The sequence below is a fragment of the Serratia sp. TSO36 genome, assembly GCF_057808395.1.
The window spans coordinates 58,676-84,853 of sequence record NZ_JBJZOU010000002.1; the positions used below are offsets into that span (position 1 = coordinate 58,676).

The window sequence follows — 26,178 nt, forward strand, 5'->3', positions numbered from 1 at the left end:
CCATATGAAACGCTGCCGCCGATCCGGTAAGATGGCGACTCAGTGCCGGCATGCGCAGGAGAACCGCCATGAGCCATCGGGAAAAACAGCTGACTTTCGACCCTCGCGGGCATCAGTTAACCAATATCAACGTCTGGACGCCGGACAGCCAGTGGCTGGCTTATGACGTGCGCCCGCGCGCCGCCTCTTTCACCGGTCTGAGCATCGAGCGGGTCAACGTCGCCAGCGGCGCGGTGGAGGTGGTTTATCGCGCTCAGCACGGCGCCCACGTCGGCGTGGTCACGGTCAGCCCCGATGCGCCGGCGCGCTATGCCTTTATCCATGGCCCGGAGCACCCGGACAGCGCCTGGCAATATGATTTTCACCACCGCCGCGGGGTGATCGTCAGCGAACCGGATCGCGAGTTGGCCATCACCCTCGACGCGCTGGATATCACCGCCCCCTACACCCCCGGCGCGCTGCGCGGCGGCAGCCATGTGCACGTTTTCAGCCCGGACGGCAGCCGCCTCAGCTTTACCTATAACGATCACGTCATGCACGAGTGCGATCCGGCGCGCGATCTGCGCAACGTCGGGGTGGCCGTGCCGCTGCACGGGGTCAATCCGCCGAAACAGCATCCGCGCGAGTATGACGGCAGCCACTATTGCGTGCTGGTCAGCGAGACCGTGCCGCAGCCGCAGCCGGGCAGCGATCAGATCAATCGTGCTTACGAAGAAGGCTGGATTGGCCGCGAAGGTTACCGTAAGGCCGACGGCAGCCGGCAGCGCTGGGCGCTGGCGTTCATCGGCGATACGCTGTCCGCCGCCGGTGAGAAGCTGCCGGAGGTGTTTATCGTCGATCTGCCGGAGAACGATGCCGATTACGCCAGGGCGGGCGCTCTGCCGCTGCAGGGAACGGAAAGCGAGCTGCCGGCGCCGCCGCAGGGCGTCAGGCAGCGGCGGGTGACCTTTACCGGCGATCGTCGTTTTCCGGGCGTGGCCGGCGCACCGCGCCACTGGCTGCGCAGCTCGCCGGACGGCAGCCAGATCGCGTTTTTGATGAAGGACGACGGCGGTGTGGTGCAGCTGTGGACGGTGTCGCCGAACGGCGGGGAGCCACGCCAGGTGAGCCACAGCGAGCATGATATCCAGTCTGCCTTCAGCTGGCACCCGCAGGGCGGGGCGATTGCCTTGGTGTGTGACAACAGCGTGATGCTGTGCGAGGTCGCCGGCGGCCGTCTGCAGCGTTTGACGCAGCGCAGCGCGCAGCCGCCGTCGGCGGATGCCGTGGTGTTTTCACCGGATGGCAAGAAAGTGGCGTTTATGCGCGAGATAGCGGGATTCAACCAGATCTTTGTGGTTGAGGTGTAAGGCGGGCCTGATGGCCCGCTGCGTGCGTGATTAGTGTGTGGCGGCGCTGTCGTTGCCTTCGCCGGGATTGCCGGTTGCCGCCAGATTCTGCTGCTCGCTGCGCAGGATGCGCGCTTTTGGCGAGTCTGTGGTGGCGTCGTTGCCGGAACGCAGATAGTCGTAAGGCAGCAGTACGGTGTCCATCACCGCAGAGAACGGCAGATCCAGCGCCACCAGCGGCATCATCGCCCAGCTGGTGTTGTCGTCCTTCAGCATGTCCACGCTGGCGCGGGTGCCGGGATAGTAACCCTGATTCGGGCCGGTATGGCTCATCACGCTGGAGCAACCGCTGGTCGCCAACAACATGCAGCCCGTCGCTATCGCTTTCATCGTCGTCATTAATCCATCCTGCAGGGTTGCTGTGCCCCTAAAATTAAGCTGAGTTATAACATCCTGTCGCTGCTTTAAAAGAAGCAAAATCCCGCTCTGTGGCGGCTCTCTCACTTTAGTGTAAGTGGTAAAAAAACTTTCGCCTAATCGGTACGAAGTTTTTTTGATCCTCGCCTGTTGAATTGATGAAATCAACCCCCATTTTATCATCAGAGCCGAATTGAGAATTCGCCGTAAGGGAATTCTGGCTTAATTAGCCTGTCCAGAGTGGAAGGCGTATTTATTTCAACCTCGCTGAAGTGCCTTAGGAGGCTGTTTTATGCGTAATTTTGATCTTTCCCCGCTATACCGTTCCGCCATTGGTTTCGATCGCCTGTTCAACGCGCTGGAAGCCGGCCAGAGTCAGGGCAACGGCGGTTATCCGCCTTATAATGTCGAGCTGGTGGACGAAAATCATTATCGCATCGCCATCGCGGTAGCCGGGTTTGCCGAGCAGGAGCTGGAGATCACCACGCAAGATAATCTGCTGATCGTGCGCGGGGCGCACAATAACGAACCGGCAGAAAAAACCTATTTATACCAAGGTATCGCCGAGCGTAATTTCGAGCGTAAATTCCAGCTGGCCGAACATATTCAAATTAAAGGCGCCAAACTGGAGAATGGCCTGTTGTATATCGACATGCAACGCATCGTGCCGGAAACATTAAAACCGCGCCGCATCGAAATTAAATAAATTTCCGTTTCGCCGGCAGGTACGCTGCCGGCAAATAATACCTAGCCTGCCGTCAGGGGGCTGAATAAACACATCTCGCTTAATGAAAGGAGTTGTTCCTATGCGTAATTACGATTTATCCCCGCTTCTGCGTCAGTGGATTGGTTTTGATAAATTGGCCAGCTCAATGGGCGGCCAGGAACCCCAGGGGTTCCCGCCGTATAACATCGAGAAAAGCGATGACAATCACTACCGCATTTCTCTGGCGCTGGCCGGTTTCCGGCAGAGCGAACTGAATATCGAAGTGGAAGGGCCGCGGCTGACCGTCAGCGGTAAACCCACACCGCCGGAAAAACAGGTCGAATACCTGCATCAGGGCCTGGTGTGCAAAGAGTTCCAGTTGACCTTCACCCTGGCGGAGCATCTGCAGGTGTCGGAGGCCAAATTTGAAAACGGCCTGCTGCACATCGATCTGGTGCGTCAGGTGCCGGAAGCCTTGCAGCCGCAGCGCATCGCCATCGGGGCGACGCCGGAGCTGGAAGCCAAATAACCGACTGAAAAACGGTCATCATCATGCGGGGGAGATCCAGACGGGTCTCCCCCGCTGCGTTATGTGGCGCATGCCACAGTCCCCCCGTTTGTCCGATGTCATAATCCTTGTTAATTGTGTGTCTTTGGCCGCAAATTCCTTTTCAACTTTGGCAAGGATGTGACCTATGAGCGATATCGCCCTGACCGTCAGCATGTTGGCGCTGGCGGCCGTCATTGGGCTGTGGGTGGGGAACTGGAAGCTGTACGGCGTTGGGCTGGGCATCGGCGGCGTGCTGTTCGGCGGCATCCTGGTCGGCCACTTCGCCCAGAGCGGGCAAATCAACCTGAACGGGGACATGCTGCACTTTATCCAGGAGTTTGGCCTGATCCTGTTCGTGTACACCATCGGCATTCAGGTCGGCCCCGGTTTCTTCTCTTCGCTGCGCGTCTCCGGGCTGCGCCTCAACGCCTTCGCGGTGCTGCTGGTGCTGACCGGCGGCGTCGTGGCGGCGGCGGTACACAAGCTGTTCGACGTGCCGCTGCCGATCATCCTCGGCGTGTTCTCCGGCGCGGTCACCAACACCCCGGCGCTGGGCGCCGGTCAGCAAATCCTGACCGATCTCGGTTCCGATCCGGCGCTGGTGGACGGCATGGGGATGGGTTACGCCATGGCCTATCCGTTCGGCATATGCGGCATCCTGCTGGTGATGTGGCTGATTCGGCTGTTTTTTCGCATCAACATCGAGCGCGAGGCGCAGGCGTTTGAAAGCAGCCTGGGCAATCAGCGTGAGCTGCTGCACGCCATCAACGTGGCGGTGCGCAACCCCAATCTGCAGGGCATGGCGATCAAGCAGGTGCCGCTGCTCAATGGTGAAGCGATCGTCTGTTCGCGCCTCAAACGCGGGGAGCTGTTGATGGTGCCGGCGCCGCATGAGCGGCTGGAGCTGGGCGACTACCTGCATCTGGTGGGCAAACGCGAAGATCTGGAGAACGCCCGACTGGTGATCGGCGAAGAGGTGGACGCCTCGCTGTCCACGCGCGGCACCGCGCTGCAGGTGGTGAGGGCGGTGGTGACCAACGAGCAGGTGCTGGGCAAGAAAATCCGCGATCTGAACCTGAAGCAAAAGTATGACGTGGTAATTTCACGCCTCAACCGCGCCGGCGTGGAGCTGGTGGCCGGCAGCAACGTGACGCTGCAATTCGGCGACATTCTGAACCTGGTCGGCCGGCCGGAGGCCATCGACGCGGTGACGGCAATCGTCGGCAACGCCCAACAAAAACTGCAGCAGGTGCAGATGCTGCCGGTGTTTATCGGCATCGGCCTTGGGGTGCTGCTCGGCTCCATTCCGCTGTTCGTGCCGGGCTTCCCGGCGGCATTGCGGCTGGGGCTGGCTGGCGGGCCGCTGGTGGCGGCGCTGATCCTGGGGCGCATCGGCAGCATTGGCAAGCTGTACTGGTTTATGCCGCCGAGCGCCAACCTGGCGCTGCGCGAACTGGGCATCGTGCTGTTTCTGGCGGTGGTCGGGTTGAAGTCGGGCGGCAACTTCATCGATACCTTGCTGCACGGCGAGGGGCTGACGTGGGTCGGGTACGGCGCGCTGATCACCGCCATTCCGCTGCTGAGCGTCGGTATTCTGGCGCGCACGGTGGGCAAGATGAACTACCTGACGCTGTCCGGCATGCTGGCGGGATCGATGACCGATCCGCCGGCGCTGGCCTTCGCCAACGGTCTGCATCCCACCAGCGGCGCCGCCGCGCTGTCTTACGCCACCGTTTATCCGCTGGCGATGTTCCTGCGCATCATGTCGCCGCAGCTGCTGGCGGTGCTGTTCTGGACGCTGTAACGCTGCCCGACTACAGCCGGTAAGGCATTAACACGCCGTTGTCAGTGCCAAAATCTTTGGGGTTGCGGGAGATGAGCGTCCGGAACCCCACCTGCGCGGTGGCCCAGATAATGGCGTCCGGCAGCTTCACATGCTGTGAGTGGCGCAGTTCTACGGCGCGTTCGGCAACTTCATCGGTAATAGGCAGCAGCAGGAATTGCCCTAAAAACTGGCGCGTTTTCAGCTCCAGCGCCGGCCCCTGTTTTTTGGCACCCACCATCACTTCCATCCAGGTGATGGCGCTAATAGCCGGGTTGATGTGGTATTCGGTCAGAACGTCTTTGGCTTGAGGAATGCCGTTGAGATAATCGATCAGGATATTGGTGTCGAATAACGCCCGTTGAGCCACCATTATTCCCACTCCTCGCGCTGACGATTTTCGTAGTCTACGCCATCGCCCATCGCCCCGGACCAGAGCCCGAAAGCATTGCTGGGATCTTCAACGTGGTTCTCCGTCAGATAACGGGAGACGGCCTGACGGATGATTTCGGCCCGGGGAACGTGGCGGATATTTTTCAGATTGTCGAGCTGCCGCAGGTCTTCTTCAGGTAAATCGATCACGATGCGAGTCATCGCTAGCCCTCCAAAAAAAGATATACGATATATGCATCGTATATCTTTATAGGTCGATTTTCAATCAGCTGGCGTTAGCCTTCCTGATGCGCGCGTTCGATCTCTTCTGCCAGGATCGCCACGCCGCGCTCGATTTTCTCCGGATCGGGCACGTAGTTCATGCGCATGCACTGGTGGGTGTGCGGCCAGTCGTGCTCCAACCCCGGGAAGAAGTAGTGGCCCGGCACCATCAGCACGCCGCGCTTTTTCAGGCGCTGATACAGCACTTCGGTGGTGATCGGCAGATCCTTGAACCACAGCCAGAGGAAGATAGCCCCTTCCGGTTTGTGGATCAGGCAGCGCTCCGGCGACAGGTAGCGGCGGATAATCTCGATGGTGTGCTCGACGCGCTGTTTGTAGAACGGGCGAATCACCTCGTTCGACAGGCGCAGCAGATCGCCGCGCGCGATCATTTCCGTCGCCATCGCCGGCCCCATGCTGCCCGGCGACAGGCTGATGATGCCGTTCATGTTGGTCAGCGCGGTGATCACCTTCTCATCGGCGATCACGATGCCGCAGCGCGAGCCCGGCAGGCCGAGCTTGGACAGGCTCATGCACAGGATGGTGTTCGGGTTCCACAGCGGCGTGGCGTCGCTGAAGATGATGCCGGGGAACGGCACGCCGTAGGCGTTGTCGATCACCAGCGGAATATCGCGCTGCTGCGCCAGCAGGTCGAGCTTCATCAGCTCTTCGTCGGTGATCACGTTGCCGGTCGGGTTGGTCGGCCGTGAAACGCAGATCATGCCGATGTCGTCGCCGATGGTGAGGTGTTCGAAATCAACGTGATACTTGAACTGGCCGTCCGGCAGCAGCTCGATGTTCGGTTTGGCGGAGACGAACAGCCCTTCGTCCAGCCCGGCGTCGGCATAGCCGATATATTCCGGCGCCAGCGGGAACAGCACGCGGCGGCGCGAACCGTCGGCGTAGCGGCCGGCGAACAGGTTGAACAAGTAGAAAAACGCGCTTTGGCTGCCGTTAGTCAGTGCAATATTCTGTGGCGAAATCTCCCAGCCGAGCTCGTCGCGCAGCAGATTGGCCAGCGCTTTCAGCAGCGCGTCTTTGCCTTGCGGGCCGTCGTAGTTGCACAGCGCTTCGGTCAGTTTGCCCTGGTCGAGCATCTCCTGGCACAGCTGTTTGAAGTAGGCTTCCATCTCTGGGATCTGCGCCGGGTTGCCGCCGCCGAGCATGATGGCACCGGGGGTGCGCAGGCCTTCGTTCAGGTCGTCCATCAAACGGGTAATGCCCGCATAACGGGTAAATTTTTCGCCGAAAAGTGAGAAAGTCATAGGTGCAGCAGTACGGTTTCTTAGCAGGTAATCCCCCACCATACCGCCAGACAAACCCCGCTGCAACGCGGCCGATAAATCGACCAATGGGCACAAACTTCGCCCATTGGCCGATTGGTAGCATATTACGCTGGATTATTGTGACCGTTCGCCGGCCCACACCACCATCACCTTATCGTCGCCGAGCCGGCGGCTGAAGGCGTAGTAGGCGGCGTGCGGCTGCGGGGTTTGCACGCCGCCGCCGATCGCCGGATGGCGAGCGCGGAACTGCCCCAACCGCTGCCAGTGGGCCAGCAGCGGGGCTTTTTCTCCCGGCAGTTCACGCCAGTTCATGTCGGAGCGGGTGCCCTGCAGCGGATCGGAACCGGTTGAGCCGAGCGGGCGGCCGCTTTCATCGCCGTAGTAAATCTGCACCGCGCCCGGCGCCAGCAACAGCAGGTTCGCCGCCCGCTGTTGCAGCGGCAGCGAGCCTTTGGCGTCGCTGGCGAAGAACAGCCGGGTGTCGTGTGAAGAGAGGTAGCTCAGCACGTTGAAATCCTGCAGCCGCTCGGCCATCTGCCGGTAGGTGGCATCAATGTCGGCAAAGCAGCCCAATGCCTGCGCCGCCTGGTCCTGGAAGTCGAAGTTGATCATCGCGTCGAAGCCGTTTTGGTAATAGTCGCTTTTCATCACCCCGTGGCCCCAGGCCTCGCCGGTCATCCAAAACGGCGCGTCATCCAGCGCCTGCTGCGGATGCTCTGCTTTCCACGCCGCCAATGCCGCCGTGGCGCGCTGCTTCAACAGCGCCAGCGTCGGTTTTTCCACGTGCTTGGCGGTATCGACGCGAAAACCGTCGATGCCGTAATCGCGCACCCACTGGCTGAGCCAGACGGTCAGGTAATCGCGGGTGGTGGCGCCGCGAATGTCGCGCGCGGCGGTGTCGGGTTTGTGGCGATAGAACAGCGGCAGGCCGCTGGCGCCGGGCGCTTCGGTTTTGATGTCCGGCAGGAAGGCCAGCGACATCGTCAGATCGTCATAGCCCGGTGAGTCATAGTCGCCGATGTCGGTGCGGATCCAGTTTTTCCCCCACCATTGGCGCCAGCCCGCCTTGTCGCTGAAGTTGATGTAGTCGTTGAAACTGTGCCAGTTTTGCCCTGGCCCGGGGCGCCAATCGCCCCAGTTTTTCCCCAGGGTTTTCTCCACCTCCGCGTCTTGCAGATACAGTGAGCCGAAGTGAAACGTCTGCATATCCGCCAGCGTGGCGTAGCCGACATGGTTCACCACCACGTCGAACAGAATGCGAATGCCGCGCCGATGCGCTTGCTCGACCAGCGTGCGCAGCTCCTGTTCGGTGCCCATGTTGGCGTCGAGGCGAGTCCAGTCGAGCGCGTAATAGCCGTGATAGGCGTAATGCGGGAAATCGCCTTTGGTGCCGCCGCCGACCCAGCCGTGGATCTGCTCCAGCGGCGAGCTGATCCACAAGGCGTTGACGCCGAGCTGCTGCAGATAATCCAGTTTTTGCGTCAGGCCGGCCAGATCGCCGCCGTGAAAGGTGCCTATTTCCTGCAGGCCGTCGCTGCGGCGCCCGTAGCTATGGTCATTGGCCGGATTGCCGTTCTCAAAGCGATCGGTCAGCACGAAGTAGACCGTGGCGTTATGCCAGCTGAACGCCGCCGGTTTCGCCGTGGTGGCGGACTCCAGCAGCAACAGGCCGCCGCTGGCGGTGGCGGGCTGCAGCGTGATTTTTCCCTGGTTCACCTGCACCGTTTGGCCGGAATAGAAATCGCGCAGCGTTTCGCCTTCGGCGAAGGTGGAGGCGACGTCGACCGTGACCGGCTTGCCGTCCCAGCGCGGGCAGCTGCGGGCAACAACGGCGGCGCTTTCCGGCGCGCTGCGCAGGCTGAGCTGCAGCGTCGGCGTGCCGCTGCGGGTGTCGATGCGCACCTGATAGTCGCCGGCGCGGAACTGTCGCCAGCTGGCCGGCGGATGGGCGCCGCAGGGCTGCAGCGACAGCGTCTGGTTAAGCTTCACCGCCTCGGCCGGCTGCCAGCAGTGGTTATCCTGATACAGCCGCAGCGGCAGCTGGCCTTTGGGCAGCGCGGCCTGGCTGGTAAACAGCCCGGCGGCAGTTTCGTCGAAGGCCGGGAAACCCGGCAGCGTCCAGCCGGCCAGCGCCGAAGGCGACAGCAGCATCAACAAGGGCAGGGGTAACAGTTTCATGGCTCTCCTTACGCGCGGCAGGAAGCGTTTTTTCGCAGGGTAGCGCCCAGTGTGGCAAACGGCGGAAAAATAGCCTCCTCCCTGCGAGGGTTTTTCGGGGAGGAGAGAAAGGGCGGAGCGTTTTCGGATTGATTCGGCTTGGCTTTGCGCGCGCGCTGCGGCAGATTAAACGATGAACATCAAAGGAGGTTAGCGATGACGGACAAAAACTGGCGAGAAGAGATCGTTCAGGCAATTCAGGATGCCGAATTGCAGCACTTCGCCGAAGAACATCAGCTGCAGGCACTGTTCGCGCCGCAGCAGGAAGATCAACACGGCCGGTTATCCGCAGACCACCGGCCGCGCTGAGTTATTTCCGCAACAGCTGCGGGTTGACGCAGTTTTCTTTCACCGTGCCGGTCAACGCGGCGATCAAATTATCCACCGCGCAGGCGGCCATGCCGTAGCGCGTTTCATGGGTGGCGGAGCCGATGTGCGGCAACGCCACCACGTTCGGCATGCTGAGCAGCGGCGAGTTGGCCGGCAGCGGTTCTTTCTCGAACACGTCCAACCCGGCGGCGTGGATCACGCCGTTTTGCAGCGCTTCGATAAGAGCCTGCTCATCCACCACCGGTCCGCGGCCGGCGTTGATCAGAATGCCGCTTTTCTTCATCTTCGCCAGCTGATCGCGGCCGATCATGTGGAAGGTTTGTTCGGTCAGCGGCAGCGTGATGCAAACGAAATCCGACTCGGCCAGCAGGGTATCCAGATCGCAGCGGCGCGCGTTAAAGCGCTGCTCTGCCTCTTCGTGCGTGCGGCGGGCGTTGTACAGCACCGGCATGCCGAAGCCGAAGTGCGCGCGCTGCGCCAGCGCCAGGCCGATGCGCCCCATGCCGAGGATGCCGATGGTTTTATGGTGCACGTCGACGCCGAACCAGTCCGGCCCGATGCTGCCGCGCCATTCGCCGGCCTTCACCCGCTCCGCCACTTCCACCACCCGGCGCGCGGTCGCCAGCACCAGGCTCATGATGGTGTCGGCGACGGTTTCGGTCAGCACCGTCGGGGTGTGCATCAGCAGCACGTTATGGGCGTTGAGCGCCTCGACATCGAAGTTGTCGTAGCCGACGGAAACGGTCGAGGCCGCGCGCAGTTTGGGCGCCTGTTTCAGGAAGGCTTCGTCAATTTTACCGCCGGAACCGATGATCCCTTCGGCCTGCTGCAGCGCCTGGCGCAGTTCGTCGCGGTTCTCCGGCTGCAGGCCGTTGAAGGCGTGCACGGTGAAGTGCTGTTCCAGACGTTCACGCAGATCGGCGGGCAGGCTTTTGTACAATACGATAGAAGGCTTCATCACGAACTCCAGCTGGGCCAAAGGGGGCATGGCGCCCCCCGGTTGGGTTAACAGATAAAAAGTATAACCGGATCAAGCCAATTGCGGCTGGATCTCGTTGCGGGCGGGTTTGACGATCAGCGTCAACACCACCGCCACCACCAGTGCGATGGCCATAAACATGTAAGAGGCCGCCGGGCTGCCGGTGGCGCCATTCAGATAGCCGACGAACCACGAACCGAAGAACGACCCCAGCGCGCCCATGCTGTTGATCAGCGCCATGGCGCCCCCGGCGACGTTTTTCGGCAGCATTTCCGGAATGATGGCGAAGAACGGCCCGTAGGGGGCGTACATCGCGGCGCCGGCGACCACCAGCAGGCCGTAGGAGATCCAGAAGTGGTTGGCGCCGACGGCGTAAGAGCCGAAGAACGCCAGCGCGCCGATCAGCAGCAGCGGCCAGACGAACAGCTTGCGGTTTTGCATTTTGTCCGACGCCCAGGAGACCACGATCATGGCGATGGTCGCCGCCAGGTAAGGCACCGCCGACAGCCAGCCGGCTTCCACCATGCCCATCTGCATGCCGCTGCGCAGGATGGAAGGCAGCCACAGCACGAAGCCGTACACGCCGATGCTCCAGGCGAAGTACTGCACGCACAGCAGGATCACGTTGCGCGAACGGAAGGCTTCGCCGTAGTTGCGCACGGCCTTGATGCCTTTCTGCTCTTCGTCCAGCTGCTGCTGCAGCGCCTGTTTCTCATCGGCGCTCAGCCAGCCGGCCTGCGCCGGTTTGTCTTTCGCCAGCACCCACCAGCAGAACGCCCAGATAACCGCCGGAATGCCTTCGATGATGAACATTTCGCGCCAGCCGAAGGCGTGGATCAGGTAGCCGGACACCACCGACATCCACAGCACCGTCACCGGGTTGCCGAGGATCAGGAAGGTATTGGCGCGTGACCGCTCCGATTTGGTGAACCAGTTGCTGATGTAGATCAGCATCGCCGGCATTACCGCCGCTTCCACCACGCCGAGGATAAAGCGGATGGCGGCCAGCATCGGAATATTGCTCACCACGCCGGTCAGCGAGGCGCAGCCGCCCCACAGGATCAGGCACCAGAAGATCAATTTTTTGACGCTGCGGCGTTCGGCGTAGATGGCGCCGGGAATTTGGAAGAAGAAATAACCGAGGAAAAACAGCGCGCCCAGCAGCGAGGACATGCCTTTGGTGATGCCGAGATCTTCATTGATGCCGGCGGCAGAGGCGAAGCTGAAGTTGGCGCGATCGAGATAGGCCAGGCTGTAGGTGATAAACACGATGGGCATGATGTACCACCAGCGTTTGGCCGCGACAGTCGCTTTGTTCATGTTCAGTATCCTTCAGTGGTGTTGCGTCCCCTTCGCCCGGCACGCTGGGCATGCAAGAGGAAGGGGCAGATGCTCTCCCGACGCGTCCCGGTTGTAGGGCCAGAGGTTGACGTCATGCGGAGAAGTCGTTTTTTTTATTGTTATTCGGCCAGCGCCGCGCGGGTCGGCAGGCCTTCGCTGTCGCCGATGGCCTGGATCGCCAGCGAACCGATTTTGTTGCCGCGCTGCACCGCCTGTATCAGCGTTTTGCCTTCCAGCAGGGCGCTGAGGGTGCCGACGGCAAAGCCGTCACCGGCGCCGACGGTATCCACCACGTTGTCGACCTTGACCGCGGCCACCGCCGCCTTGTCGCCGGCGGCGGTTTTAAACCAGGCGCCGTCCGGGCCGGTTTTGATGATCACCGCCTGCACGCCGCGCTCCAGATAGAAATCGGCGATGCCTTCCGGCGTCGATTGGCCAGTGAGGATCTGCCCTTCTTTCAGCCCCGGCAGCACCCAGTCGGCGGCGAACGCCAGCTGATTCAGTTGCTCGATCATCACCTCGCGGCTGGGCCACAGCACCGGGCGCAGATTGGGATCGAACGAAATGGTTTTGCCCATGGCGCGCATCTCGCGCGCCGCATGGTGGCACAGCGCCAGCGATTCGCTGGACAGCGCCGCCGCCACGCCGCTCAGGTGCAGGTGGCGCGCGGAACCGAAATACTCACGGTTGAAATCGGCGACCGACAGGTGGCTGGCCGCCGAGCCTTTGCGGAAGTATTCCACGCTGGGATCGGTACCATCGGCGGTTTTGGATTTCACCTGAAAGCCGGTGGGATAGTGGCCGTCGACCGTCACCTGCCGGTAGTTGATGCCTTCTTTTTTCAGCTGCTGCAGGGTGAAGCGGCCGAACGAATCGTTGCCGACGCGGCTGACCCAGCCGACATTCATGCCCAGGCGCGCCAGGCCGATCGCCACGTTCAGCTCGGCGCCGGCGATGCGTTTGGTGAAGGTTTCCACCTCCGCCAAATCGCCGGTTTGCGCCGCCACGAACATCGCCATGGCTTCGCCCAGCGTGACCACATCCAGGGGTGCCTGCTGCGCCGTCGTTGCCGTTAACGTTGTCATCATGGGGTTACTCCGCACGCAAAATATTGACGTAATGGCGGGTGACGGCTTCCAGATCATCGCCCTGCAACGGGAATTCGATGCCGCGCGGCGCATCGTGCGGCAGGCGGGCCAGCAGATCGCGCCAGCTGCCGTCGGTATCGTCCAGCGCGACGGCGCGCCAGCCGCGCGGGCCTTGGGTGGCGGCTTTGACGTGCACGTAACCGACGTGGCGGGCCAGGCGTTCGGCGGCGGCGAAAGCGTCTTGCCCCACCCATAGCCAGTTGGCCATATCGAAGGTCATGCTGACCGGCAGGTGGCTATCTTCCGCGGCGTGGAAAAAGGCGTTCAGCATCGACAAAATGCCGCAGTCCGGCGTCTGATCGTTTTCGACCACCAGTTTGACCGGCTGCTGCTCCAGCGCCACTTTCAGCTCGGTAAAATCAAAACCGGGGCGGAAATGGCCGAGGGACAACTTCAGCTGGCGCGCGTTCAGCGCCTGCGCTTCCGCCAGCAGCGCCGCCAGGTTGGGGTTCAGCGTATGTTGCGGGGTGAACAGCGCCTCAGGGGCGGAGTAGACGGCGAACAGCTGTTGGCGTTCGATTTCTTGCGCCAGGGCCGGCAGGCTGTCCAATTCGCCGGCGGCGAACAGTTCGCGGCGGATCTCCACCCCGTCGGCGCCCGCGCCGGCGATGATGGGCAACAGCGCGCGCTGGCCGCCGTATTGTTTGACGGTATCGGTGCCGTAGGCGCCGGTGACCACGATGATTTCTGTTTTCATTTTGACTCCTGAGGCGGCATTGTCGCCGCCGCTACTGTTACCGGTACGTTAAATGGAACCGGTTCCAGCGAAAAGCGACAGAGTGTAAAAATATGATCGCAATCACGAAGCTGAGCAAAAAACAGCCGATGAGGGCGGGGCGGGCAACGGCCCCGAAGAAGGCGGGTTAGCGGGTGGTGGAGCCGCGGACGATCAGCTCGCCGGAGAACATCTGCTCGCCGCTGGGGGCGGCCAGGCCCTGAATGCGCTGCACCAGCCGCTCCAGTGCCGCGTGCCCCATTTGGTAGGTGGGCTGTTTCAGCGTGGTGATGCCGACGCCCGCCAGCTCCGCCCACTCCAGCTCGTCGAAGCCCAGCAGGCCGATGTCGTTGCCCCACTGAATGCCGAGCCGGCGCATGGCGCGCGCCACCTGCAGCGTCAGGGCGCCGTTGGCGGAGATCACTGCCTTGCGCATGCCGCGATGGCGGCCGCTGAAATCGCTCAGCACCTGCTCCAGCTTCTGCCGATCGTTGAGCGGCGTTTCGGCCTGCTCCGCTGACAGCGTGGGGTGCTGCGCCATGGTATGTCTGAAAGCGTGCAGGCGCTCGAGACGGGTATTGACCGTACCGAGCGGCTCGCTGAGGAACAAAATCGCTTCGAAACCTTGTTGCAGCAGGTGTTCGGTGGCGACGGTGGCGGCTTCGCGGTTGTTCAGGCCCACCACGTCGCAGGCGAAATCGGGGATTTTGCGGTCGATCAGCACCATCGGCAGCATCGACTGCTGCAGCGTGGATAACGCTTCCTCGCGCATGCCGACCGCGTTGACCACGATGCCCTCCACCCGGTAACTGCTGAGCAGCTGCAGGTAGTGCTGTTCCTGATTGACTTCGTTGTTGGTGTTACACACCAGCAGGGTAAAGCCGTGCTGGCGGCAGGCGGCCTCGATGCCGCGCATCACGTCCACCGAATAGGGATTGGTGATATCGGCGAGGATCAGGCCGATCAGGCGGGTCTGGCCGCCCTTCAGGCTGCGCGCCATCTGGCTTGGCCGGTAGTCGAGCTGCTGGATCGCCTTTTCGATGCGCTGTTTGAGATCGTCGGAAAGCAGGTGCTGTTCACCATTCAGATAGCGCGACACGCTGGTCTTGCCGGTTTTGGCGATGCTGGCCACATCGCTGATGGTGGCGCGCCCTGAGGCGCGCGTTGCCTTGACAGTGCTCACAGCCGATCCCTCCTGCGGTTAATTGCCAAGGAGACTACCATACCCGATGTGCGGGCGGGAGTGTTGAAGGGTAAGGAGAAAGTCGCAGGGAGGCGGCGGGGCGCCGGTGGCGCCCCGCACGGGATTACTGCAGCGGGCTGAGGGTGATCTCGACGCGGCGGTTTTGCGCTTTGCCTTCCGCGGTGCTGTTGGAGGCGATCGGGTTGTCCGGGCCGGCACCGGTGGTGCGGATACGGTTCGCCGCCACGCCCTGGGTGATCAGCGCGCTGGCTACGCCGTCGGCGCGCTGCTGCGACAGGTTCATGTTGAGCGAGCGGGAGCCGGTGCTGTCGGTGTAGCCGACAACGTTGACCGCGGTTTTTGGATACTCTTTCAGCACCATGGCGACGCCGGTCAGGGTGTTGGCGCCCGCCGGTTTCAGCGTGGCGCTGCTGCTGTCGAAGGTCACGTTGTTCGGCATGTTCAGCACGATGTTGTCGCCCTGGCGGGTGACGCTGACGCCGGTGCCTTTCATCTTGTCGCGCAGTTTGGCTTCCTGCACGTCCATGTAATAGCCTGCGCCGCCGCCGAGGGCTGCACCGGCCGCTGCGCCGATCAGCGCGCCCTTGCCGCGATCTTTCTTGGAAGAGGACAGCACGCCGACGCCGGCGCCCAGTGCGGCGCCGAGGCCCGCGCCGATGCCGGATTTACCGGCTTCGGATTCACCGGTGTAAGGGTTGGTGGTACAGGCCGACAGCGCGAGCGTGAGGCTCACGGCGCCGGCAATAATTGCAATGCGTTTTTTCATGTTCTTGTCCTTAATGGCATCAGAATCTGTACGCGCCGGCCCAAAGCGGGGACGCAAAAAAAGTGGGTGACGCAGGGAACCCGCGTCGCCGCGCTACCTATGACGCGCGGTTTCGCCGGCAGTTCCGGAGAAAAACGTGACAAATGATGAGCGCGGGTAAGTGCTGGGGGAGTTATGCGGTAAAACGCCGGGCGGCGCTATGCAGCGGATTCTTAATTGTGCGCATCCGGAGTGCGGATGCGCCTTTTTTAAGCATAACTGGTTGAATTTTCGACTGCCGGCCAGTTCATGATCAGCGTATAGGCCTGGGTTTCATCATTGAACAGGCGCTGCGTCACCTGAAAACCGTGCCTGTGGTAGAACGCGCAGGCGCGCAGGTTCTGCTGGTACACCTCGAGGCTGAGCCGGCGATAGCGCTGCTGCACGTGCGTCATCAGCGCCTGGGCGACGCCGCGGCCGTGAAATGCCCGATCGACAAACAGCGCGCCGATGAACTGCTCGTCCAGCACGCTGATAAAGCCAACGATCTCGTCGTCATGCCAGCAGGCCCAGCTTTGCGCGCGCGGCAGGTAGTTTTCACGCACCAGCGCGGCGCTCTCACGCCAGTATTTTTCCGCCACGAACGGATGAGCGGCGATGGTGCTGGGCAGCCACAGCGCCATCAGCCGGTCGATATCCTCCGGGCCACAGGGGCGGATCACCGTGGCTTTGGGTAGCACATGCATCCCGTGAGATGATCGTTCACCAGCCCGCTGGCCTGCATGAAGGCGTAACAAACGGTGGAGCCGATAAACTTGAAGCCGCGTTTTTTCAGCGCCTTGGACATGGCGTCGGACTGCTCGGTTTTGGCCGGCACCTGGTTCAGCGCCTGCCAGCGGTTGAGCTGCGGCCGGCCGCCGACGAAGTCCCAAATGAAGGTAACGAAATTCTCGCCGGCCGCCTCCATCGCCAGATAGGCTTTGGCGTTGGTGATGATGGCTTCTATCTTGCCGCGGTGGCGGATGATGCCGCTGTCCTGCAGTAGATTTTCCACGTCTTGTTCGGTCATGGCGGCGACCCGCTGCGGATCGAAACCGTGGAAAGCGCGGCGGTAGTTCTCGCGCTTTTTCAGCACGGTGATCCAGGAAAGGCCGGCCTGCTGCCCCTCGAGGCACAGCATTTCAAACAGCTCGCGCGCGTCGGTGGTGGGCGCGCCCCATTCCTGGTCGTGATACTCGAGATACAACGGATCGGCCGTCACCCAACCGCAACGTTCGTCTGCCATCCTGACTGTCCTTATGCTGTATTTATGAACAGTAATCATCGCTCGAAGCGCCGAACTTGGCAAGCCTCTGATTGTTTTGTCATCAGCCCGCTTGACGTGACGAAAAAGCCGACAATAGTTACTACATGGCCGGTGGAAAACCGGCCAACGATAAAAACGACATTGCCTTCATTTGCAGGCTCTCAGGAGTCGATTCATGCCTCTAAAAATAACGTGCATGCCCCGCCCGGCGGCGCTTGCAGTGGCGTTGCTTTGCAGTGTGACCCTTCCGGCTCAGGCGTACGATCAACTCTACGTCTTTGGCGATAGCCTGAGCGATACCGGCAACAACGGCCGGTTCACCTATGACGGTAACCAGCACCTGCTGTACGACGAAGCGTTGGCGCAACGCATCGGGGCGGCGCTGGTGGCTTCGGACAACGGCGGTGAGAACTACGCCGCCGGTGGCGCCGTGGCGGTGCCGGGCCTGAACCCGGCCGACAACACCCAGGATCAGGTGCAGCGCTATCTGAACCGGGTCAACGGCCAGGCCGACGGCGACGGTTTGTACGTTCATTGGATCGGCGGCAACGATCTGGCGGCGGCGGCATTAAATGCCGCTACCGCGCCCGGCGTGGCCTATAACAGCGCCGCCGCGGCAGCCGCGCAGGTGCATTCGCTGCTGAACGCCGGCGCCGGCACGGTGATCGTGCCGACGGTGCCGAACATCGGCTCCACGCCGCAGCTGATGGAATTGATCATTCAACAGGCGCTGTCGCCGGTGCAGGGGGCGGCGATCCAGGCGGCCTATGCCACGCTTAATTCGGTGGCGACGCCGGACAACGCTTCACGCACGCAGGCAATCCACGCGGCGTTGGCCGCCGCGGCGAAGCAGGGCAGCGCCATTCCTCAGGTGCAGCAGGCGATCGCCACGCAGCTTATCGCGGCGTATGACAGCCTGAGCGCGCAGGCCGCCCAGTTGACCGATTTCTATAATCAAAGTGAAGACCGTTTGCTGGCGCAGGGCGGCGGCAATATCGTGCGGGTGGACGTCAACAAGCTGTTCGCCGAAGCGATCGCCAATCCGGCGCAGTTCGGCTTCGTCAACACCGCCGGCATGGCTTGCCCGCCGGGCGTTTCCTCGGCGGTCTGCCGCTCCGATATGCCCGGCTTCGACGCCGGCCAGTCCTATCTGTTCTCCGATCACTTCCACCCGAGCCCGCAGGCGCACCTGCTGATTGCGGATTATATCCAGGCGGTGTTGGATGGCCCGGCGCAGGTGGTGGCGCTGAATCAGGCGACGGCGGCGATGGCGCGCGACAGCCGCGCCACGCTCGACAGTCGCTTCCAGCAGCTGCGCCACGGCGACAACCCGCAGGGCTCGCTGGGCGTGTTCGGCGGTTACGCCGGCCAGCACTACGACTATGCCGATAACCGGGCGGCGGGGGACGGCAACGCCACTACCCACAACCTGACCGTCGGCGTGGACTATCAGCTGACCGACGGCTGGCTGATCGGCGCGTTGATCGCCGGTTCCAACGACGATCAGCATCCTTCCAGCCGTTTTGATTACAAGGCGCGCGGGCTGCTGCTGTCGGCTTTCAGTTCACTGGCGATATTCGAGCACGGCTGGGTTAACGCCGATCTGCACTATGCGACGATGGATTATGACGACATCCGCCGCAGCCTGCGGCTGGGGCCGCTGACGCGCACCGAAACCGGTTCGACCACCGGCAGGCAGTGGGGCGCGCGCGTGACCACCGGCTATGACTTCCCGATCGCTTCTTACCTGACCACCGGGCCGGTGGCGCAGTTCGCCTGGGATTACAGCCGCGTTTCCGGCTACAGCGAAGATGGCGATGACAGCACCGCCATGCGCTTCAACGATCAAACCTACCACTCGCAGATCGGCGCGTTGGGCTGGCGGCTGGATACGCAATTCGGCGTGTTTAACCCTTATGCGGAAGTGAGTTATCAGCACCAGTTCGGCGACGACGTCTACCGCGCCGGCGGCGGCCTGAAATCGACGCAAACCTCGTTCACCCGCGACAGTGCGGGCCAGGACAAAAACTGGGTGGATGTCACGTTGGGGGCCAACATGCCGTTGACGGACAGGGTATCGGCCTTCGCCACCGTCTCGCAAACCGGCGGGCTGAGCAGCGGCGAGCAGTTTATGTATAACGTCGGCGTCAGCGCGCGTTTTTGAATTGGCCATCGGCGCGTTCAAGGGCGCAGGATCAGGATAAGCCATAAGGTCTGATAAGGGATTTATGCGAAAGGCGGCCTGGGGGGAATTATGCGGGCCACAGTGACGTTGGCGGAAATACAAAAAAAAACTGATCCTATGAAAGGATCAGGTAGCCACTTGGCCAACACCAGGGAAAATTTTATTTATTATTGTATAACCAAAGATTAACTGTCAATTTGTTTCTGTGGCCCGTTAGCGCCGTATTTCATCCATGGCCATTCCTTCCATACCCAACGCGTCGGCACGCCGCTCGATATCACCTTATTTTTCACGATATAAGAAATAATCTGGCACTTGATCACATTATCTCTCGATGAAGGGAGTTTTTTAGTTGATAAAATTAACAAAAATAACATTGGTGCAACTTTATCTCGTGGGAAATATAAGGATATACGCACGTAAATCAGCTTAAATTTGGTCGATGAAGAGGGAAGTAGCGTTCAGCCAATTGACTATTTAAACGGCGGTGAGTGATATTTTTGTTAAGTGGCTCTAATGTGTATGCCGGGTATGTCTTTCTGAACGGCAAGGTAACCGGCCGGCGTGTTGTCCTTCCCGCTGTGCCCGCCGCGGGAAAATCCAGCGCTTCTCGTCCCGATTCGCACTTGTTGCCGGATTCTGGCTGTATATCTTACGGTCAAAGGGTATACTGGCGCATTCCATCTAAATCCACTTGTATCGCGTGCGAATTCAACATGCAAAAGTTTGATACCAAGACCTTCCAGGGCCTGATCCTGACACTGCAGGATTATTGGGCGCGCCAGGGCTGCACCATCGTTCAACCATTGGACATGGAAGTCGGCGCGGGAACCTCACACCCGATGACGTGCCTGCGCGCACTGGGGCCGGAGCCGATGGCCGCCGCCTATGTGCAGCCATCCCGCCGCCCGACCGACGGCCGCTACGGTGAAAACCCGAACCGTCTGCAGCACTACTACCAGTTCCAGGTGGTGATTAAGCCATCGCCGGACAACATTCAGGAACTCTACCTGGGCTCGCTGAAAGAGCTGGGTCTGGATCCGACCATCCACGACATTCGCTTCGTGGAAGACAACTGGGAAAACCCGACGCTCGGCGCCTGGGGCCTGGGTTGGGAAGTGTGGCTGAACGGCATGGAAGTGACGCAGTTCACCTACTTCCAGCAGGTCGGCGGCCTGGAGTGCAAGCCGGTGACCGGCGAGATCACCTACGGCCTGGAGCGCCTGGCGATGTACATCCAGGGCGTGGACAGCGTATATGATCTGGTGTGGAGCAACGGCCCGCTGGGCGTCACCACCTACGGCGACGTGTTCCACCAGAACGAAGTGGAGCAGTCCACCTACAACTTCGAATACGCCGATGTCGACTTCTTGTTCTCCTGCTTCGAGCAGTACGAGAAAGAAGCTCAATCGCTGCTGGCGCTGGAAAAACCGCTGCCGCTGCCGGCCTACGAACGCATCCTGAAGGCGGGCCATACCTTCAACCTGCTGGACGCGCGCAAGGCGATTTCGGTGACCGAGCGTCAACGCTACATTCTGCGCATCCGCACGCTGACCAAAGCCGTTGCCGAAGCCTACTACGCTTCCCGCGAAGCGCTGGGCTTCCCGATGTGCAACAAGAAGAACGAGAACTAAGAGGCAGCCATGACTCAACAGACTTTCCTGGTGGAAATCGGCACGGAAGAGCTGCCGCCGAAGGCTCTTCGTTCCCTGGCGGAATCTTTCGCCGCCAACTTCACCGCCGAGCTGGACAACGCCGGCCTGGAACACGGTGACGTGAGCTGGTTCGCCGCACCGCGCCGCCTGGCGCTGAAAGTGGCCAACCTGAGCGCGGCGCAGGCCGATCGCGAAATTGAAAAACGCGGCCCGGCGATCGCCCAGGCGTTCGACGCCGAAGGCAAACCGAGCAAAGCGGCCGAAGGCTGGGCGCGCGGCTGCGGCATCACCGTCGATCAGGCTGAACGCCTGGTGACCGACAAGGGCGAGTGGTTGATGTACCGCGCCCACGTCAAAGGCCAGTCGGCGCAGGCGCTGCTGGCCGGCATGGTCAGCACCGCGCTGGCTAAACTGCCGATTCCGAAACTGATGCGTTGGGGCGACTCCGACGTGCAGTTCGTGCGTCCGGTGCACACCGTCACGATGCTGCTGGGCGCCGATCTGATCCCGGGCACCGTGCTGGGCATCGACTCTGCGCGCACCGTGCGCGGCCACCGCTTCATGGGCGAAGCCGAGTTCACCCTCGACAACGCCGACCAATACCCGCAGATCCTGCTGGAGCGCGGCAAAGTGGTCGCCGATTATGAAGCGCGTAAAGCCCTCATCAAGCGCGACGCCGAGCTGGCGGCGCAGAAGATTGGCGGCAAGGCCGATCTGAGCGACAGCCTGCTGGAAGAAGTGGCCTCGCTGGTGGAATGGCCGGTGGTGCTGACCGCCAAATTCGAAGAGAAATTCCTGGCGGTGCCGGCGGAAGCGCTGGTGTACACCATGAAGGGCGACCAGAAGTATTTCCCGGTGTACGACGCCGCGGGCAAACTGCTGCCGAACTTTATCTTCGTGGCCAACATCGAGTCGAAAGACCCGCAGCAGATCATCTCCGGTAACGAGAAAGTGGTGCGTCCGCGTCTGGCCGACGCCGAGTTCTTCTTCAACACCGACCGCAAGAAACGCCTGGAAGACAACCTGCCGCGCCTGGAAACCGTGCTGTTCCAACAGCAGCTGGGCACCCTGCGCGACAAGACCGACCGCATTCAGGCGCTGGCGGGCTGGGTTGCCGGCCAAATCGGCGCCGACGTCAACCACGCCACCCGCGCGGGCCTGCTGTCGAAGTGCGACCTGATGACCAACATGGTGTTCGAATTCACCGACACCCAGGGCGTGATGGGCATGCACTACGCGCGCCATGATGGTGAGGCGGAAGACGTCGCCGTTGCGCTGAACGAGCAGTATCAGCCGCGCTACGCCGGCGATGCGCTGCCGCAGTCGCTGGTGGCCTGTTCCCTGGCGATCGCCGACAAGATGGACACCCTGGCCGGCATCTTCGGCATCGGGCAGCATCCGAAAGGCGATAAAGACCCGTTCGCGCTGCGCCGCGCCGCGCTGGGCGTATTGCGCATCATCGTCGAGAAAAACCTGCCGCTGGATCTGCAGACCCTGACCGAAGAGGCCGTGCGCCTGTACGGCAGCAAGCTGACCAACGCCAAGGTGGTCGACGAGGTGGTGGAATTCATGCTGGGCCGCTTCCGCGCCTGGTATCAGGAAGAAGGCCACGCTGTCGATACCATTCAGGCGGTGCTGGCGCGCCGTCCGACCAAGCCGGCCGACTTCGACGCGCGCGTCAAGGCGGTCTCCCACTTCCGTACGCTGGAAGCGGCGGCGGCGCTGGCTGCGGCCAACAAACGCGTCTCCAACATTCTGGCCAAGTCTACCGAAACGCTGAACGACAGCGTGCGCGCCTCGGTGCTGAAGGATGCAGCGGAGATCCAGCTGGCGACTCACCTGGTGGTGCTGCGCGACAAGCTGCAGCCGTATTTCGCGGCGGGCAACTACCAGGAAGCGCTGGTGGAGCTGGCTGCGCTGCGCGAGCCGGTGGATGCGTTCTTCGACAACGTGATGGTCATGGCGGACGATGCGGAAGTGCGCGTGAACCGTCTGACGCTGTTGAGTAAGCTGCGCGAACTGTTCCTGCAGGTGGCGGATATCTCCGTGTTGCAGTAAGCGGCCTCTCTGCTGTGAAAAGGCGCCTGCGGGCGCCTTTTTTATTTCCGTTTCCTGGGTGCGAAGGCAAGGTCGCCTGGCAACTTGGGGGGCGACTTGGGGAAATTGAAGCGTCCGGTCGCCGACGACAATGAACCTCAGTGCGTTTTGCGCACGATTTTCAACCGCATCCGGCCGGGGCAATGCTCACCGCAAGCGGAATCGCGTATCGGAATGCCGCCAGTTGATCTATTCTTATAGGCGCACGGAGTGCGGAAAAAGGGGCGGAGTCCAATGAAAAAGCAGGTTTATAACAGGAGTTATGTCACATGGCGGTAGGGATCCAGAGCAGAGGTTTCGCGCGTTGGTTGGCACCGGTATTGGCATTGTTGGTGGTCATGCAATTGACCGCCTGCGGCGATAAAGAGCCGGAACAGCGCAAAGCATTTATCGATTACTTACAGAATACCGTGATGCGCAGCGGGGCGAACATCCCCACGCTGAGCGAAGACCAGAAGCAGAAGTTCGGCAACTATGCCGGCGATTACGCGATTTTGGTCGGCTTTTCGCAGCAGCTGTCCAAGTCGGTCGGCGCCAGCCTGACGCCGGCGCTGGATCAGATTAACCAGATCCGCACCGCGCAGGACTACCTGAACAAACGCGACGCGCTGCAGCAATCGGTCGGCGCGTTGAACCTGCTGGGCCAACAGATCCAGTCCGCTAAATCGCAGGCGGATACCGCCCGCGCGGCGCTGAAGCAGCCCGACGATCTGAAGGCGGTGTACAACCAGGCCTATGACAAGATCGTTACCGCACCGGCCAACGCCTTGATGCCGGCGATCCCGACCACCGCCGGCTTCGTGCAGGATCTGGTGCAGGTTGGCGATTTCCTGCAGAGCCAGGGCAATCAGGTCAGTTTCAACAACAACGGCGTGCAGTTCCGCACCGCGCAGCAGGTGGCGCAGTACAACACCATGATGTCGAATCTGGTGGCCAAGCAGCAGAACCTGCTGAATGCGCAGAAAGCCGTTCAAAGCGTGACGCAATAACGCACCGCTTGCACGACATACGGGCCGGCATTGCCGGCCCGTTTTATTTCCCCTCAGCGTTTCCAATAGCTTGCTGGTTTATTGCGCAGGCTTCTGTACTACACTTCAATTAATCCATTCATTCGGCAATGTAGTTTTCTTTCATTCATCACTTCGCTAGTTCCCGGCGGGATGAATGCTCACAGGGATGATCAAACAGAGCGTCGCGATCGGCGCCGCAGTTGAAAATAAATTGTGATGTTTATCACAATTTAAAAACAAACAATCAGTTTAAAAATGTGATCAACATCACTTTATTGTGGGTTTTCAGGCGATTTTTTTCTCACTGTGCTTTTTTTACACGCCATAAGTGTGATCTTTATCACTATAAATGGTGGTTTGTTGGGGTGTTGTGTGTGATTTGTGTCACAAAAAATCCGTGAAGTTCGCGTGACAAAAACAGCGTGATAGAGTCCGTTTCGCATACAGCGGCAACACGGCTGGATCGTCACAACAATAATCACGCGCTCTATTGTCAGCGCGTAACAATAGGGGTGTGTTTTATGTTTTCACCAGACATCAAGGTTAAAGTACAAAACTTTGGCCGCTTCCTGAGCAACATGGTGATGCCCAACATCGGCGCCTTTATCGCCTGGGGGATTATCACCGCGCTATTCATTCCAACCGGCTGGCTGCCGAATGAAACCTTAGCCAAGCTGGTCGGCCCGATGATCACCTACCTGCTGCCATTGCTGATCGGTTATACCGGCGGGCGGCTGGTGGGCGGCGAGCGCGGCGGTGTGGTCGGCGCTATCACCACCATGGGCGTCATCGTCGGCGCCGACATGCCGATGTTCCTCGGCTCGATGATCGCCGGTCCGCTGGGCGGCTGGGCTATCAAGCACTTTGACCGCTGGGTGGACGGCAAGATCAAAAGCGGTTTTGAAATGCTGGTGAACAACTTCTCCGCCGGCATCATCGGCATGCTGCTGGCGATCCTGGCTTTCCTGGGCATCGGGCCGCTGGTGGAGGTGCTCTCCAAGCTGCTGGCGGCGGGCGTGCACGTGATGGTGAAGAACAACCTGCTGCCACTGGCGTCCATCTTCGTTGAACCGGCGAAAATCCTGTTCCTGAACAACGCCATCAACCACGGCATCTTCTCGCCGCTGGGTATCCAGCAGGCCACGGAAGTCGGCAAGTCGGTATTCTTCCTGATCGAAGCCAACCCAGGCCCGGGCATGGGCGTACTGATGGCCTACATGTTCTTCGGCCGCGGCAGCGCCAAGCAATCCGCCGGCGGTGCGGCAATCATTCACTTCCTGGGTGGCATCCACGAAATCTACTTCCCTTACGTGCTGATGAACCCACGCCTGCTGCTGGCGGTGATCCTGGGGGGCATGACCGGCGTCTTCACCCTGACGATGCTGAACGGCGGCCTGGTTTCTCCGGCTTCTCCGGGTTCGATCCTGGCAGTGCTGGCGATGACCCCGAAAGGCGCCTACTTCGCCAACATTGCGGCGGTGTGCGCAGCCTTTGCCGTCTCCTTCGTGGTGTCCGCTTTCCTGCTGAAAACCTCCAAGGTGAAAGAGGATGACGATCTGGAAGCCGCGACCCGTCGCATGCAAGAGATGAAATCGCAGTCCAAAGGCGGCGCGGCGGCGCCGGCATCGGTCGACGGCGATCTGAGCACCGTGCGCAAAATCATCGTCGCCTGCGATGCGGGCATGGGTTCCAGCGCCATGGGCGCCGGGGTGCTGCGCAAGAAAGTGGCCGACGCCGGGCTGAAGAACATCTCGGTGACCAACAGCGCTATCAACAGCCTGCCGGACGATGTTGATCTGGTGATCACCCACCGCGATCTGACCGAGCGTGCGATGCGCCACGCGCCGCAGGCCCAGCACATCTCGCTGACCAATTTCCTCGACAGCAAGCTGTACAGCGATTTGGTCGACCGTTTGCTGGCGGCCAACAAAACCAGCGACAACCAGCAGAAGGTACTGGGCGCGCTGGACGACAGCTTCGAAGCCGGTGAATCGAACCTGTTCAAGCTGAGCGAGAGCAACGTGTTCCTCAACCTGCAGGCCAGCGACAAAGAGCAGGCGATCCGCTTCGCCGGCGAGCAGCTGGTGAAAGGCGGCTACGTCGAGGCGGAGTACGTGCCGGCGATGCTGGAGCGCGAGAAACTCACCTCCACCTACCTGGGCGAGTCGATCGCCGTGCCGCACGGCACCATTGAGGCCAAAGACCGGGTGCTGCGCACCGGCGTGGTGTTCTGCCAGTACCCGCAGGGCGTGCGCTTCGGCGAGGAAGAGGATGAAGTGGCCCGTCTGGTGATCGGCATCGCCGCGCGCAACAACGAGCATATTCAGGTGATCACCAGCCTGACCAACGCGCTGGATGACGAGAGTGTGATCGAGCGGCTGGCGAATACCACCAGCGTGCAGGAAGTGCTGGACCTGCTCGGCGGCAAAAAAGCCGGATAACGGAATCATTTTAAAGGGTGCAGCTTGCTGCACCCTTCGACA

General features: G+C 61.1%; 23 protein-coding genes. 10 read left to right on the top strand and 13 right to left on the bottom strand.

Annotation, left to right across the window (positions count from 1 at the left end):
• Positions 1-68: 68 nt before the first annotated feature.
• A complete protein-coding gene (locus ACK3CV_RS00595; RefSeq protein ID WP_164039682.1) occupies positions 69-1,349 on the top strand; it encodes a YidR family protein in 1,281 nt (426 codons plus the stop codon).
• A 30-nt stretch (positions 1,350-1,379) separates the two neighbouring features.
• Here ACK3CV_RS00595 and ACK3CV_RS00600 read toward each other — a convergent pair whose 3' ends face one another.
• Entirely contained in the window at positions 1,380-1,727 is a 348-nt protein-coding gene (locus tag ACK3CV_RS00600; RefSeq protein WP_049197081.1) for a YceK/YidQ family lipoprotein, read from the bottom strand.
• Positions 1,728-2,037: 310 nt separating this feature from the next.
• On the opposite strand from ACK3CV_RS00600, the gene ibpA reads away from it, so the two are divergent.
• The 3 genes from ibpA to ACK3CV_RS00615 all read left to right on the top strand — a co-directional run bounded on the left by ibpA (position 2,038) and on the right by ACK3CV_RS00615 (position 4,805).
• Positions 2,038-2,451, top strand: a complete 414-nt coding sequence (gene ibpA / locus ACK3CV_RS00605; RefSeq protein WP_004933919.1) for a small heat shock chaperone IbpA — start codon at positions 2,038-2,040, stop codon at positions 2,449-2,451.
• A 100-nt stretch (positions 2,452-2,551) separates the two neighbouring features.
• Positions 2,552-2,980, top strand: coding sequence for a small heat shock chaperone IbpB (ibpB, locus tag ACK3CV_RS00610; RefSeq protein WP_004933922.1), 429 nt, complete (start codon positions 2,552-2,554; stop codon positions 2,978-2,980).
• A gap of 166 nt (positions 2,981-3,146) precedes the next feature.
• Positions 3,147-4,805 (top strand): putative transporter, encoded by a 1,659-nt coding sequence (locus ACK3CV_RS00615; protein ID WP_033636539.1) that lies wholly within the window; start codon positions 3,147-3,149, stop codon positions 4,803-4,805.
• A gap of 10 nt (positions 4,806-4,815) precedes the next feature.
• Here ACK3CV_RS00615 and ACK3CV_RS00620 read toward each other — a convergent pair whose 3' ends face one another.
• The 4 genes from ACK3CV_RS00620 to ACK3CV_RS00635 all read right to left on the bottom strand — a co-directional run bounded on the left by ACK3CV_RS00620 (position 4,816) and on the right by ACK3CV_RS00635 (position 8,941).
• Positions 4,816-5,196 carry a type II toxin-antitoxin system VapC family toxin gene (locus tag ACK3CV_RS00620; RefSeq protein ID WP_033636540.1) on the bottom strand — a complete coding sequence of 127 codons (381 nt, stop codon included), beginning with the start codon at positions 5,194-5,196 and terminating at the stop codon, positions 4,816-4,818.
• The gene (locus ACK3CV_RS00625; protein WP_004933932.1) at positions 5,196-5,417 is read right to left on the bottom strand and encodes a ribbon-helix-helix domain-containing protein; all 222 of its coding nucleotides are present in this window, start codon (positions 5,415-5,417) and stop codon (positions 5,196-5,198) included. The genes ACK3CV_RS00620 and ACK3CV_RS00625 overlap by 1 nt, the downstream gene beginning before the upstream one ends.
• 74 nt (positions 5,418-5,491) lie before the next feature.
• Positions 5,492-6,742, bottom strand: coding sequence for a valine--pyruvate transaminase (locus ACK3CV_RS00630; RefSeq protein WP_004933935.1), 1,251 nt, complete (start codon positions 6,740-6,742; stop codon positions 5,492-5,494).
• A gap of 135 nt (positions 6,743-6,877) precedes the next feature.
• Positions 6,878-8,941 (bottom strand): alpha-amylase, encoded by a 2,064-nt coding sequence (locus tag ACK3CV_RS00635; RefSeq protein WP_164039691.1) that lies wholly within the window; start codon positions 8,939-8,941, stop codon positions 6,878-6,880.
• Positions 8,942-9,136: 195 nt separating this feature from the next.
• On the opposite strand from ACK3CV_RS00635, the gene ACK3CV_RS00640 reads away from it, so the two are divergent.
• The gene (locus ACK3CV_RS00640) at positions 9,137-9,289 is read left to right on the top strand and encodes a hypothetical protein (protein ID WP_171971322.1); all 153 of its coding nucleotides are present in this window, start codon (positions 9,137-9,139) and stop codon (positions 9,287-9,289) included.
• A 1-nt stretch (position 9,290) separates the two neighbouring features.
• On the opposite strand, the gene ghrB is transcribed toward ACK3CV_RS00640, so the two are convergent.
• The 8 genes from ghrB to ACK3CV_RS00680 all read right to left on the bottom strand — a co-directional run bounded on the left by ghrB (position 9,291) and on the right by ACK3CV_RS00680 (position 16,727).
• Positions 9,291-10,268: a glyoxylate/hydroxypyruvate reductase GhrB gene (ghrB, locus tag ACK3CV_RS00645; protein WP_033636542.1), complete on the bottom strand. Its 978-nt coding sequence runs from the start codon at positions 10,266-10,268 to the stop codon at positions 9,291-9,293.
• 72 nt (positions 10,269-10,340) lie between these two features.
• Positions 10,341-11,609: an MFS transporter gene (locus ACK3CV_RS00650; RefSeq protein WP_033636543.1), complete on the bottom strand. Its 1,269-nt coding sequence runs from the start codon at positions 11,607-11,609 to the stop codon at positions 10,341-10,343.
• Positions 11,610-11,749: 140 nt separating this feature from the next.
• Positions 11,750-12,715, bottom strand: coding sequence for a sugar kinase (locus ACK3CV_RS00655; RefSeq protein WP_033638633.1), 966 nt, complete (start codon positions 12,713-12,715; stop codon positions 11,750-11,752).
• Between the two features lie 7 nt (positions 12,716-12,722).
• Positions 12,723-13,475 (bottom strand): sugar phosphate isomerase/epimerase, encoded by a 753-nt coding sequence (locus ACK3CV_RS00660; protein WP_164141430.1) that lies wholly within the window; start codon positions 13,473-13,475, stop codon positions 12,723-12,725.
• 166 nt (positions 13,476-13,641) lie between these two features.
• Positions 13,642-14,676 carry a LacI family DNA-binding transcriptional regulator gene (locus tag ACK3CV_RS00665; RefSeq protein ID WP_164141432.1) on the bottom strand — a complete coding sequence of 345 codons (1,035 nt, stop codon included), beginning with the start codon at positions 14,674-14,676 and terminating at the stop codon, positions 13,642-13,644.
• Positions 14,677-14,800: 124 nt separating this feature from the next.
• Positions 14,801-15,463, bottom strand: a complete 663-nt coding sequence (locus ACK3CV_RS00670) for an OmpA family lipoprotein (RefSeq protein ID WP_033631402.1) — start codon at positions 15,461-15,463, stop codon at positions 14,801-14,803.
• A gap of 248 nt (positions 15,464-15,711) precedes the next feature.
• A complete protein-coding gene (locus tag ACK3CV_RS00675; protein ID WP_033636546.1) occupies positions 15,712-16,164 on the bottom strand; it encodes an N-acetyltransferase in 453 nt (150 codons plus the stop codon).
• Positions 16,161-16,727, bottom strand: coding sequence for a DNA-3-methyladenine glycosylase I (locus tag ACK3CV_RS00680; RefSeq protein WP_033636547.1), 567 nt, complete (start codon positions 16,725-16,727; stop codon positions 16,161-16,163). Before ACK3CV_RS00680 ends, ACK3CV_RS00675 begins: the two co-directional genes overlap by 4 nt.
• Before the next feature lie 196 nt (positions 16,728-16,923).
• Between ACK3CV_RS00680 and ACK3CV_RS00685 the strand changes: the two genes are divergently transcribed.
• The 5 genes from ACK3CV_RS00685 (at position 16,924) to ACK3CV_RS00705 (ending at position 26,136) form a co-directional block, all read left to right on the top strand.
• Positions 16,924-18,912 carry an autotransporter outer membrane beta-barrel domain-containing protein gene (locus ACK3CV_RS00685; protein ID WP_164141434.1) on the top strand — a complete coding sequence of 663 codons (1,989 nt, stop codon included), beginning with the start codon at positions 16,924-16,926 and terminating at the stop codon, positions 18,910-18,912.
• A gap of 737 nt (positions 18,913-19,649) precedes the next feature.
• Positions 19,650-20,567, top strand: a complete 918-nt coding sequence (gene glyQ / locus ACK3CV_RS00690) for a glycine--tRNA ligase subunit alpha (RefSeq protein WP_004933966.1) — start codon at positions 19,650-19,652, stop codon at positions 20,565-20,567.
• Positions 20,568-20,576: 9 nt separating this feature from the next.
• Positions 20,577-22,646 (top strand): glycine--tRNA ligase subunit beta, encoded by a 2,070-nt coding sequence (glyS, locus tag ACK3CV_RS00695; RefSeq protein WP_033649541.1) that lies wholly within the window; start codon positions 20,577-20,579, stop codon positions 22,644-22,646.
• A gap of 308 nt (positions 22,647-22,954) precedes the next feature.
• Positions 22,955-23,674: a DUF3053 domain-containing protein gene (locus ACK3CV_RS00700; RefSeq protein WP_033636551.1), complete on the top strand. Its 720-nt coding sequence runs from the start codon at positions 22,955-22,957 to the stop codon at positions 23,672-23,674.
• 542 nt (positions 23,675-24,216) lie between these two features.
• Entirely contained in the window at positions 24,217-26,136 is a 1,920-nt protein-coding gene (locus ACK3CV_RS00705) for a PTS mannitol transporter subunit IICBA (protein WP_033636552.1), read from the top strand.
• Positions 26,137-26,178 lie beyond the last annotated feature (42 nt).

Bases quoted from the DNA above. Each gene is read 5' to 3' on its own strand.
- ACK3CV_RS00685 (WP_164141434.1), top strand. From the start codon at position 16,924: ATGCCTCTAAAAATAACGTGCATGCCCCGCCCGGCGGCGCTTGCAGTG.
- ACK3CV_RS00625 (WP_004933932.1), bottom strand. From the start codon at position 5,417: ATGACTCGCATCGTGATCGATTTACCTGAAGAAGACCTGCGGCAGCTC.
- ACK3CV_RS00615 (WP_033636539.1), top strand. From the start codon at position 3,147: ATGAGCGATATCGCCCTGACCGTCAGCATGTTGGCGCTGGCGGCCGTC.
- ibpB (WP_004933922.1), top strand. From the start codon at position 2,552: ATGCGTAATTACGATTTATCCCCGCTTCTGCGTCAGTGGATTGGTTTT.
- ACK3CV_RS00670 (WP_033631402.1), bottom strand. From the start codon at position 15,463: ATGAAAAAACGCATTGCAATTATTGCCGGCGCCGTGAGCCTCACGCTC.
- ACK3CV_RS00650 (WP_033636543.1), bottom strand. From the start codon at position 11,609: ATGAACAAAGCGACTGTCGCGGCCAAACGCTGGTGGTACATCATGCCC.
- ACK3CV_RS00700 (WP_033636551.1), top strand. From the start codon at position 22,955: ATGGCGGTAGGGATCCAGAGCAGAGGTTTCGCGCGTTGGTTGGCACCG.
- ACK3CV_RS00705 (WP_033636552.1), top strand. From the start codon at position 24,217: ATGTTTTCACCAGACATCAAGGTTAAAGTACAAAACTTTGGCCGCTTC.
- ACK3CV_RS00600 (WP_049197081.1), bottom strand. From the start codon at position 1,727: ATGACGACGATGAAAGCGATAGCGACGGGCTGCATGTTGTTGGCGACC.
- ACK3CV_RS00620 (WP_033636540.1), bottom strand. From the start codon at position 5,196: ATGGTGGCTCAACGGGCGTTATTCGACACCAATATCCTGATCGATTAT.
- ACK3CV_RS00655 (WP_033638633.1), bottom strand. From the start codon at position 12,715: ATGACAACGTTAACGGCAACGACGGCGCAGCAGGCACCCCTGGATGTG.
- ACK3CV_RS00680 (WP_033636547.1), bottom strand. From the start codon at position 16,727: ATGGCAGACGAACGTTGCGGTTGGGTGACGGCCGATCCGTTGTATCTC.
- glyS (WP_033649541.1), top strand. From the start codon at position 20,577: ATGACTCAACAGACTTTCCTGGTGGAAATCGGCACGGAAGAGCTGCCG.
- ACK3CV_RS00640 (WP_171971322.1), top strand. From the start codon at position 9,137: ATGACGGACAAAAACTGGCGAGAAGAGATCGTTCAGGCAATTCAGGAT.
- ACK3CV_RS00660 (WP_164141430.1), bottom strand. From the start codon at position 13,475: ATGAAAACAGAAATCATCGTGGTCACCGGCGCCTACGGCACCGATACC.
- ACK3CV_RS00630 (WP_004933935.1), bottom strand. From the start codon at position 6,742: ATGACTTTCTCACTTTTCGGCGAAAAATTTACCCGTTATGCGGGCATT.
- ibpA (WP_004933919.1), top strand. From the start codon at position 2,038: ATGCGTAATTTTGATCTTTCCCCGCTATACCGTTCCGCCATTGGTTTC.
- glyQ (WP_004933966.1), top strand. From the start codon at position 19,650: ATGCAAAAGTTTGATACCAAGACCTTCCAGGGCCTGATCCTGACACTG.
- ACK3CV_RS00595 (WP_164039682.1), top strand. From the start codon at position 69: ATGAGCCATCGGGAAAAACAGCTGACTTTCGACCCTCGCGGGCATCAG.
- ACK3CV_RS00635 (WP_164039691.1), bottom strand. From the start codon at position 8,941: ATGAAACTGTTACCCCTGCCCTTGTTGATGCTGCTGTCGCCTTCGGCG.
- ghrB (WP_033636542.1), bottom strand. From the start codon at position 10,268: ATGAAGCCTTCTATCGTATTGTACAAAAGCCTGCCCGCCGATCTGCGT.